This is a genomic window from Dehalococcoidales bacterium (assembly GCA_041652735.1).
Lineage (GTDB): Bacteria > Chloroflexota > Dehalococcoidia > Dehalococcoidales > RBG-16-60-22 > RBG-13-51-18.
The window spans coordinates 1-8,205 of record JBAZGT010000043.1 but is presented as its reverse complement, the minus strand read 5'-3'; the positions used below and the strand labels follow the sequence as shown (position 1 = coordinate 8,205).

Below are 8,205 nucleotides of genomic sequence, written 5' to 3'. Positions count from 1 at the left end.
AATCATTTGCACTTTCTCATCCATGGCACAGGTCTCTTTCCAAGGCATCGGCGCACCTCCACCAATACCTTATCTGTAACCCATGTGCCCGGTCTATTTTGTTACCATTGTACCCGGTCTGTACCCTCTGTCCCTCTCCCCGCGGGCGGGGAGAGGGATGATGGGGATGGAAGGGGGAACCTTTTTTCCTTACCCCTTTGGCCGCGCTCAAGGCAGGCCTGCCCTCTCCTATCAAGGGAGGGGATAAGGGGAAAGGACGCATTATTTCTTGACCATCTCCAGGAAGGCTTCAATGCGGCTCTTGAGCTGGCCGGCGTCCTCGTCGGAGTAGTCCGTCTCCACCCGCAGCAGGGGTATGCCTTCTTTTTCCAGCCGCTTTTCCACCTGTACCGCTTCCGTGGCATAGGTGTGGCAGAACTGGAGATTATAGTGAATCACGCCGTCCACGTTATACTCTTTGGCCAGCCGGACGATATCATCCAGGCGGTCCTCGTTAGGGGTGAAGCAGGCGCAGTGGATATGCATATAGCGGTCGGCCACGGCCTTCAGCATATCGTCCAGACCGCCTTTGACCGGCTCCACGAGGTCGGAGAAAAAGCGGGTGCCGGTGCAGGACTCCTCGCAAACGACCACCGCCCCGGCGGTCTCGATGAGGTGGTGCAGCTTCCAGTTGGGGATAGCCATGGGGTTGCCGGAGACGAGGATGCGGGGGGCATCGGCCGAGGCCACGCCCTCGCCGGCGGCCACGCGCTTGTCCAGCTCGTCGCAGAGGGTGCTTAGCATCTGGGTATCGCGGGCGGCGTCATCGTAAAAAGATACCTGGGTAGCCAGTAAAGCGTCCTTGCCGCTGATGGGCGTCGGGCTGGCCTTGCGCAGATTGTAAAGCCGCTGTAAAGCCAGGCGGCGGGCGTTGACCAGGTCTATGGCCTTTTTCAGATTTTCCGCGGTGATTTTATTGCCGGTAAGCTCCTCTATCTTGTCCCGGAAAGCCCTGACTTCTTCCAGCCAGAGGGCGCGGCTTTTTTCCGTCTTTTTATTGGGAACTTCCATGACGTAAACCGGGTGGTACTCGTTGAGGATTTCAAACATTTTCTTCTTGCCGTCGCAGGTGGTCTCGCCGACGATGAGGTCGCTGGCCTGCACGTAAGGGCAGATTTTCGCAATTTTAAACCCGAACGAAGACTTGATGAGGGCGCAGGTATTGCGGGGCAGCACGGCCTCCGCCGCGGGTACGGAAAACTGGGTGCCGGCGCATAATCCTACCGGTATACCCCCCGCCGCCCAGACCAGCTCTTCCGGCACGAACACGCAGTAAGTGGCTACCACCTTGCCGCCCTTCTTGCTGTGCTCCCGCAGTTCCTTCACGCGGATGCCGTGGATGTCCCCCACCACGAAGTCGTAAAAGCCCATGCCGGCGGGGCGGTTCTGCTGGGACAGATAGATATCCTGGAACATAGGACCCAGGGCGTTCATCAGGACGTCATGGGTCTTGAGGTCGATACCCAATTCCTCCCACATTTCTACATTGCCATCAGCCATATGAAAAACTCCTTTCTTGTTTATCAGACTTTAATGAGATAAAATTAACCTGATTAAATATATCAGACCTTGCTAAATATATCAATAAGTAATATATTAGCATAAGATAAATAATTTTTATAGTTTTGTGATATGAATACGGACCAGCTAAAGACTTTCCATGAAATAGTGCGGCTGGGCAGCTTTTCAGAAGTTGCCCGGCAACTGGGCATCAGCCAGCCGGCGGTATCTTTCCAGGTCCAAAAACTGGAACAGGAGCTGGGGGTGCGCCTCATCGACCGCAGCCAGCGGACGATTACGCTGACCCAGGCCGGGCAGCGGCTGCTGCGCTTCGCGGAGAGCGTGGCCTCCGAGCGGGAAAGCCTGATTATAGACCTGGACCACATGCGCGACGACGTTTCCGGCGACCTGCACATAGCGGCCAGCACCATTCCCGGCGAGTTCCTGCTGCCGCCGCTGCTGGCGGTGTTTAAAAAACGCTACCCGGCGGTGAATATCCGGCTGGACGTTTCCGATTCGCTGACGGTTATCGGGCGGGTGCGGGACAACACCTGCGAGATAGGCTTCTGCGGCGTGCCGCCGGAGGGCAAAGACCTGGCGTCCTTTAAAATAGGCGGCGATGAAATAGTGCTGATTGTTTTCCCCGGCCACCCCTTCGCCCGCAAGAGCGAGGTTACGCCGGATGAAATAGAGGGCGAGCCGCTTATCTTCCGCGAGGCTACCTCCGGCACGCAGCGCAGCCTGGAAAACCTGCTGGCCCAGGCCGGCATCCCCACCGGCAAATGGACGCCCAACATGGTGCTGGGCAGCACGCAGTCGGTGGTCTCCGCGGTGGCGGCGGGGGCGGGCATCGCCTTCGTTTCCAGCCTGGCGGTGAAAAACTGCATGGCCCAGGGCGCGGTCACCCGGGTGGGCGTGAAGGGGCTGCGCCTGACGCGCGACTTTTTCTGCGTTTACCGGCCGGAGAGGATAGTCTCCCGGCTGCTCGAGGGATTTATCAACTACCTTCATATCGAAACGGCGCACGATGGACGCTAGCGATGACCCCGTACGCGCCGGTATGCAAAGCCGGCGGCTCGAAGTAAAAGGCCGCCGCGCGCATTACTTCAAGACAGGTTCCGGGCCGGCCGTGGTGCTGGCGCACGGCGGCGCCAGCGATGCCCGCGACTGGCTGGATTTTATGTCCGCATTCAAAGACCGCTTCACCTTTTACGCGCCGGACCTCATCGGCTTCGGGGAGAGCGAGCGGGACGAAAAGGGCTACTACCTGCCGGACTTCCGGGACTTTCTGCTGGACTTCATGGACGCTTTGCAGATACAAAACCCCGTGCTGATAGGGCACTCCTTAGGGGGGAGGGTATGCCTGGACGCGGCCGGCGCCCGGCCGGAACAGATAAAAAAACTCGTGCTGATAGACTCCACCGGGCTGGGCAAGATATCGCCGCTGGGGAGGGCGCTTTTCAGCGGGTTCGCCTTACTGCGCACCATGACGGGCAAGACCCAGCCGTTTCCCCGCTTCCTGGCGCGGGAGGGGGACGACTACAACTACGCGGGCACCCCGGCTTTGCAGAATTTGAAAGTGCCCACGCTGCTCATCTGGAAAGGGTTCGACCCTTACATGCCGCTGGCGGGGGCGCGCCGGGCGGAAAAGCTGATTCCGGGCGCGAGGCTGGAGATAATACCGGGCTACGGGCACGCGCCGTTCAAACAAAAAGATAACAGCCGGTTCAACCGGATACTGCTGGATTTTCTGGACCGCGATTGAGGGGGGCGGGGGGCTAGACCGTAAGCACCACCACCTGGGTGGTCAGCGGCAGGTTGGACTTGCTGACGGTAAGCTTGGGCTTGGGCTCCGCCTGGCTAACGCCCATTTCCTTGAGGAAGTTTTCCAGCGGCTCCAGCTCCCGGGTGGTCTTATCCGTCTTGTAGTGCATGGGCAGGACAATCTTAGGCTCCAGCTTGCGGACGGTCTCCGCGGCCATGGAGGCGTTAATGGTGGAAACGCCGCCCACCGGCACCATCAGGATATCCACGTTGCCCAGCTCCTCCACCTGCGCGTCGCTTATCACGTGGCCGATATCGCCGAGGTGACAGATAGCCACGGTGTCCACTTCCATCAGGTAGATGGTATTCTTCCCCTTGGCCTGCCCCTTGATGGAGTCGTGATAGGTGGTCAGGCCCAGCATCAGGACGCCGTTCATCTCATACTCACCGGGGCCTTTGACCAGCCGGTGCTCCCCGTTAATGCCTTCCTGGAACGAGTGGGAAGGGTGCGGGTGGCTGACGGTCACGATGTCCGCGGTGATTTTACCCAGCGTATAGCCGGTGTCCGGCGGAAACGGGTCCGTAACGATGACGGCCTGACTGCCTCTGATGCGGAAACAGGAATGTCCTAACCAGGTAATGTCCACGTTTACAATTTAACATATAGAGGCTGGGGGGTCAAGGAGAGGGGGGAGAAATTAGGGATTAGGGGGAAGAGGGAAGGGGGAAGGGATTGTTGTGATGGACGGCTGCCACAACAACACCTGGAAATGTCATTCCAGCGAAGGCTGGAATCCACCCCTTTTCCCGCCGCTGGATTCCGTGTCAGGCACGGAATGATAACTTAACAAAAGTCGGTGGATTACCTGGCGGCCCTTCTGCGAGTTGCAAGTTTTAAAGGGGTAAGAGGGAGTTAACAGTTTACAGTTGATAGTTGGGGGGAAGGGGAAAGTGACGGGGGGATGAAAAAGGGAGATTACGGCTATAAAAACCCTTGACAAACGCCCCCCGAGGTGATAGATTAATAGTATTAGCAGTCGGTCATGGAGACTGCTAACGGAGATTGAAATGATAACTTCCAGGGGCGGCATAATACTCAATTATATAGTGGCGCAGTACATCACCGACGCGGTGCCGGTGCCATCCCAGGTGGTGGCGGACAGGGCCAACCTCGGGGTAAGCCCGGCTACCATCCGCAACGAGATGGCCAGCCTGGAAAAAGAGGGCTATCTCATCCGGCCCCACACCTCCGCCGGGTGTATCCCTTCCGACAGGGGCTACCGCTTTTACGTGGAGTCGATTGAAAACAGCATTACCCTGCCCCGCGAGGAGCAGTATTTAATCAGCCACACCTTCCACCAGGTGGAGAAAGAGGTGGAGGCCTGGGTCAGCCTCACCGCCACGCTGCTGGCCAAGCTTACCCAGAACGTGGCCGTGGTCAGTTTGCCCAAGTCCACCGACTGCAAACTAAAGCACCTGGAGTTCATCGCCGTGCAGGACGCCAATGCTCTGGCGGTGGTGGTGCTGGACGGGGCCGTGGTCAAGCAAAAACTGATAACCTTTGACGAGCCGGCGGCGCAGGCGGCCCTTTCCCTGCTCAGCGCCAAGCTTAACGGCATTTTCAGCGGCCTGACCAGCCGCCAGATAGCGGAAAGCAAAGTGGAGCTGACGCCGTTTGAAAAACAGGCGGCCGTCTACCTGGTGGATATCATGCGCGTGGAAGACAGCAAAGAGTACCAGGAGCCGTACCTGGAAGGCTGGCACTTCATGCTCGGCCAGCCGGAGTTCGCCCACAGCGGCCAGATGCGCACATTGATGGAGCTGTTCGAGCGGCGCGGCCTGCTTAAAGTAATCGCCCCGACCAGCCTGGTGCAGCCGGGCGTCCACGTCATCATCGGCAAGGAAAACCAGTTCGAGGCCATCCACAACTGCAGCGTGGTAATTGCCCGCTACGGCCTGCCGGAGGAAGTCTCCGGGACCATCGCGGTGGTGGGGCCCACCCGGATGCCCTATTCCCATACGATACCCACGGTCTATTACCTTTCCTCGGTGCTCAGCCAGCTGATGGGCGGCCTGTACGGTAAAGAAACCCGCAGTGAACCCAGCTAAATAAATTATTACGGGGCCTGATTATGAAACCAAAAGACCCGGAAGAAACACAGAAGAATAAAGATATGCCCCGGGAGACCGCGCCGGAAGAGACGCCGGACCTGGAACAGGCGCTGGCCGAGGCGAAGCAAAAAGCCGAGGAATACCTGACCGCCTGGCAGCGGACGCAGGCGGACTTCATTAACTTCAAGCGCCGCTCCGAGCAGGAAAGACAGGAGTTCAGCCAGTACGCCAACTCCACGCTTTACTGCAATATCCTGCCGGTGCTGGATGACCTGGAGCGCGCCCTCAACGCCGTGCCGGAGGAATACGCGCAGAGCGGCTGGGTGGAAGGCGTAAAGCTGGTGGAGCGCAAGTTCAAGACCATCCTGGAGGGGCAGGGGGTAAAGCCCATCTGCGCCCTGGGCATGGACTTCGACCCCAACCTGCACGAGGCATTAAGGCAGGAAAAAGGCAAAGAGGGCATGGTCATTTCCGAGATTCAAAAGGGGTACACCCTGCATGACAAGCTGCTCCGTCCCGCCCGCGTCATCGTGGGCAAGGGCGAGGAAGAAACCGAGGATACGGTCGGCGAAGATGACATTGACTAAATAAAAAAATAAATATTTGATATTTGTCACATCTTTTTCATGAAATTTATCACATGATATTCACGGATGAGACTAAGGAGGCAGAGTAAATGGCTAAAGCAGTAGGCATCGATTTAGGGACTACTTTCAGCGAGGTGGCGGTACTGGAAGGCGGCGAACCGACGGTAATCACCAGCTCCGAGGGGAGCCGATTGTTCCCTTCGGTGGTGGCGGTAAATAAAAACGGGGAGCGGCTGGTGGGGCAGATAGCCAAACGGCAGGCTATCGTCAACCCGGAAAACACCATCTACGCCATCAAGCGCTTCATGGGGCGGAAATGGGGCGAACCGGCCGGGCGCGAGCTGCCGGTGGAAGAGGACGCCAAGCGCAAGACCTATAAAGTCACCAGGGCGCCCAATAACGACGTGCGGGTGCTGATGGGCGGCAAAGAGTACAGTCCGCCGGAAATATCCGCCATGATTTTACAGAAACTAAAGGCGGACGCGGAGGCTTATCTCGGGGAGAAAGTCACGGACGCGGTCGTCACCGTGCCGGCCTATTTTAACGACGCCCAGCGGCAGGCCACCAAGGACGCCGGGGCCATCGCCGGGCTGAACGTGCTCAGAATCATCAACGAGCCTACCGCCGCGGCACTGGCCTACGGGCTGGATAAAAAGACCGACGAGACGGTGGCCGTGTACGACCTCGGCGGCGGAACTTTCGATATTTCCATCCTGGAGCTGGGCGAAGGCACCTTCCAGGTAAAGTCCACCAACGGCGATACCCACCTGGGCGGCGAGGACTTCGACCAGCGCATCATGGACTGGCTGGTGGCCGAGTTCAAGAAAGACCAGGGCATAGATTTAAGCCAGGACAAGACGGCTTTACAGCGTCTCAAGGAAGCCGCGGAAAAAGCCAAGGTAGAGCTTTCCAGCGTGCAGCAGACAGACGTGAACCTGCCGTTTATCACCGCGGACGCCAGCGGCCCCAAGCACCTCAACATAGCGCTGACCCGCGCCAAGCTCGAACAGCTGGTGATGGACCTGGTGGAAAAGACCATCGGCCCGTGCAAACAGGCATTGACCGACGCCGGCAAGACGACCGCCCAGATCGACGAGGTAATACTCGTCGGCGGGCAGACGCGCATGCCGCTGGTGCAGGACAAGGTAAAGCAGTACTTCGGCAAGGACCCCAACAAGAGCGTCAACCCGGACGAGGTGGTAGCCATCGGCGCGGCCATCCAGGCCGGCGTGCTCAGGGGCGAGGTCAAGGACGTGCTTTTACTGGACGTAACGCCTTTAACGCTGGGCATAGAAACCCTGGGCGGCGTGGCCACTCCCCTTATCCCCCGCAACACCACCATCCCCACCGCCAAAAGCCAGATATTCAGCACGGCGGCGGACAGCCAGCCGAGCGTGGAGATACACATCCTCCAGGGCGAGCGGCCCATGGCGACCGATAACCGGACGCTGGGCAGGTTCATGCTGGACGGCATTCTGCCCGCCCCGCGCGGCATGCCGCAAATCGAGGTCACCTTCGACCTCGACGCCAACGGCATCCTTAACGTGCGGGCGCAGGACAAAGGCACCGGCAAGGAGCAGAAGATAACCATCACCGCCTCCAGCGGCCTCTCCAAGGACGAGGTGGGCAAGATGCAGAAAGAGGCGGAGGCGCACGCCGCCGAGGATATCAAGCGGCGCGAGGAAATAGAAACCAAGAACATGGCGGATACCGCCGCTTACCAGGCGGAAAAAACGCTGCGGGACAACAAGGACAAGATTCCCGCCGACCTCAATACCGAGGCGGAAACCAAGATAGCCGCGGTCAAGAGCGCCTTGCAGGGCGCGAACGTCGAGACAATCAAGAGCGCCACGCAGGCTTTGAATGAAACGATGCAGAAGATAGGCCAGGCGGTCTACCAGGCGCAGCAGCCCCCGCCCGGCGCCCAGCCGCCGCCCCCCGGCGGACAGCAACCGCCGCCTCCCCCGGGAGGCGAGGGCGGTAAAGACGAGGGGACGGTAGAGGGCGAGTTCAGAGAGGTGTAGGGGGAGAGTAGACAGTTTACAGTTATCAGTTTTCAGTGGAGGGGGGCCTTAAGTGAACTGCACCCCTAAAGTTGGACAGTATGATATGCTGGAAATAACTTTAGGGGTGTATTTTTATGCCAAAAGGGAAACCGTATACCGGGAAGTTTAAACAAACGGTAGTAGAAGACATCAGGAAG

7 protein-coding genes are annotated in these 8,205 nt (G+C 58.6%); 5 read left to right on the top strand and 2 right to left on the bottom strand.

What is annotated here, in order from left to right; genetic code table 11:
• Nucleotides 1–261 precede the first annotated feature (261 nt).
• Nucleotides 262–1,539 (bottom strand): double-cubane-cluster-containing anaerobic reductase, encoded by a 1,278-nt coding sequence (locus WC370_11235; GenBank protein MFA5310035.1) that lies wholly within the window; start codon nucleotides 1,537–1,539, stop codon nucleotides 262–264.
• A 132-nt stretch (nucleotides 1,540–1,671) separates the two neighbouring features.
• On the opposite strand from WC370_11235, the gene WC370_11230 reads away from it, so the two are divergent.
• A complete protein-coding gene (locus WC370_11230; protein MFA5310034.1) occupies nucleotides 1,672–2,577 on the top strand; it encodes a selenium metabolism-associated LysR family transcriptional regulator in 906 nt (301 codons plus the stop codon).
• Nucleotides 2,567–3,304 (top strand): alpha/beta fold hydrolase, encoded by a 738-nt coding sequence (locus tag WC370_11225; GenBank protein MFA5310033.1) that lies wholly within the window; start codon nucleotides 2,567–2,569, stop codon nucleotides 3,302–3,304. Before WC370_11230 ends, WC370_11225 begins: the two co-directional genes overlap by 11 nt.
• 13 nt (nucleotides 3,305–3,317) lie before the next feature.
• Here WC370_11225 and WC370_11220 read toward each other — a convergent pair whose 3' ends face one another.
• Nucleotides 3,318–3,950, bottom strand: coding sequence for an MBL fold metallo-hydrolase (locus tag WC370_11220; protein MFA5310032.1), 633 nt, complete (start codon nucleotides 3,948–3,950; stop codon nucleotides 3,318–3,320).
• Nucleotides 3,951–4,371: 421 nt separating this feature from the next.
• Between WC370_11220 and hrcA the strand changes: the two genes are divergently transcribed.
• The 3 genes from hrcA to dnaK all read left to right on the top strand — a co-directional run bounded on the left by hrcA (nucleotide 4,372) and on the right by dnaK (nucleotide 8,026).
• Nucleotides 4,372–5,412, top strand: a complete 1,041-nt coding sequence (hrcA, locus tag WC370_11215; GenBank protein ID MFA5310031.1) for a heat-inducible transcriptional repressor HrcA — start codon at nucleotides 4,372–4,374, stop codon at nucleotides 5,410–5,412.
• A 23-nt stretch (nucleotides 5,413–5,435) separates the two neighbouring features.
• Nucleotides 5,436–6,002, top strand: a complete 567-nt coding sequence (locus WC370_11210; GenBank protein MFA5310030.1) for a nucleotide exchange factor GrpE — start codon at nucleotides 5,436–5,438, stop codon at nucleotides 6,000–6,002.
• A gap of 89 nt (nucleotides 6,003–6,091) precedes the next feature.
• Nucleotides 6,092–8,026: a molecular chaperone DnaK gene (gene dnaK, locus WC370_11205; protein MFA5310029.1), complete on the top strand. Its 1,935-nt coding sequence runs from the start codon at nucleotides 6,092–6,094 to the stop codon at nucleotides 8,024–8,026.
• Nucleotides 8,027–8,205 lie beyond the last annotated feature (179 nt).

Coding starts and splice junctions, on each gene's coding strand:
- WC370_11235 (MFA5310035.1), bottom strand. CDS start 1,539: ATGGCTGATGGCAATGTAGAAATGTGGGAGGAATTGGGTATCGACCTC.
- WC370_11230 (MFA5310034.1), top strand. CDS start 1,672: ATGAATACGGACCAGCTAAAGACTTTCCATGAAATAGTGCGGCTGGGC.
- WC370_11225 (MFA5310033.1), top strand. CDS start 2,567: ATGGACGCTAGCGATGACCCCGTACGCGCCGGTATGCAAAGCCGGCGG.
- hrcA (MFA5310031.1), top strand. CDS start 4,372: ATGATAACTTCCAGGGGCGGCATAATACTCAATTATATAGTGGCGCAG.
- WC370_11210 (MFA5310030.1), top strand. CDS start 5,436: ATGAAACCAAAAGACCCGGAAGAAACACAGAAGAATAAAGATATGCCC.
- dnaK (MFA5310029.1), top strand. CDS start 6,092: ATGGCTAAAGCAGTAGGCATCGATTTAGGGACTACTTTCAGCGAGGTG.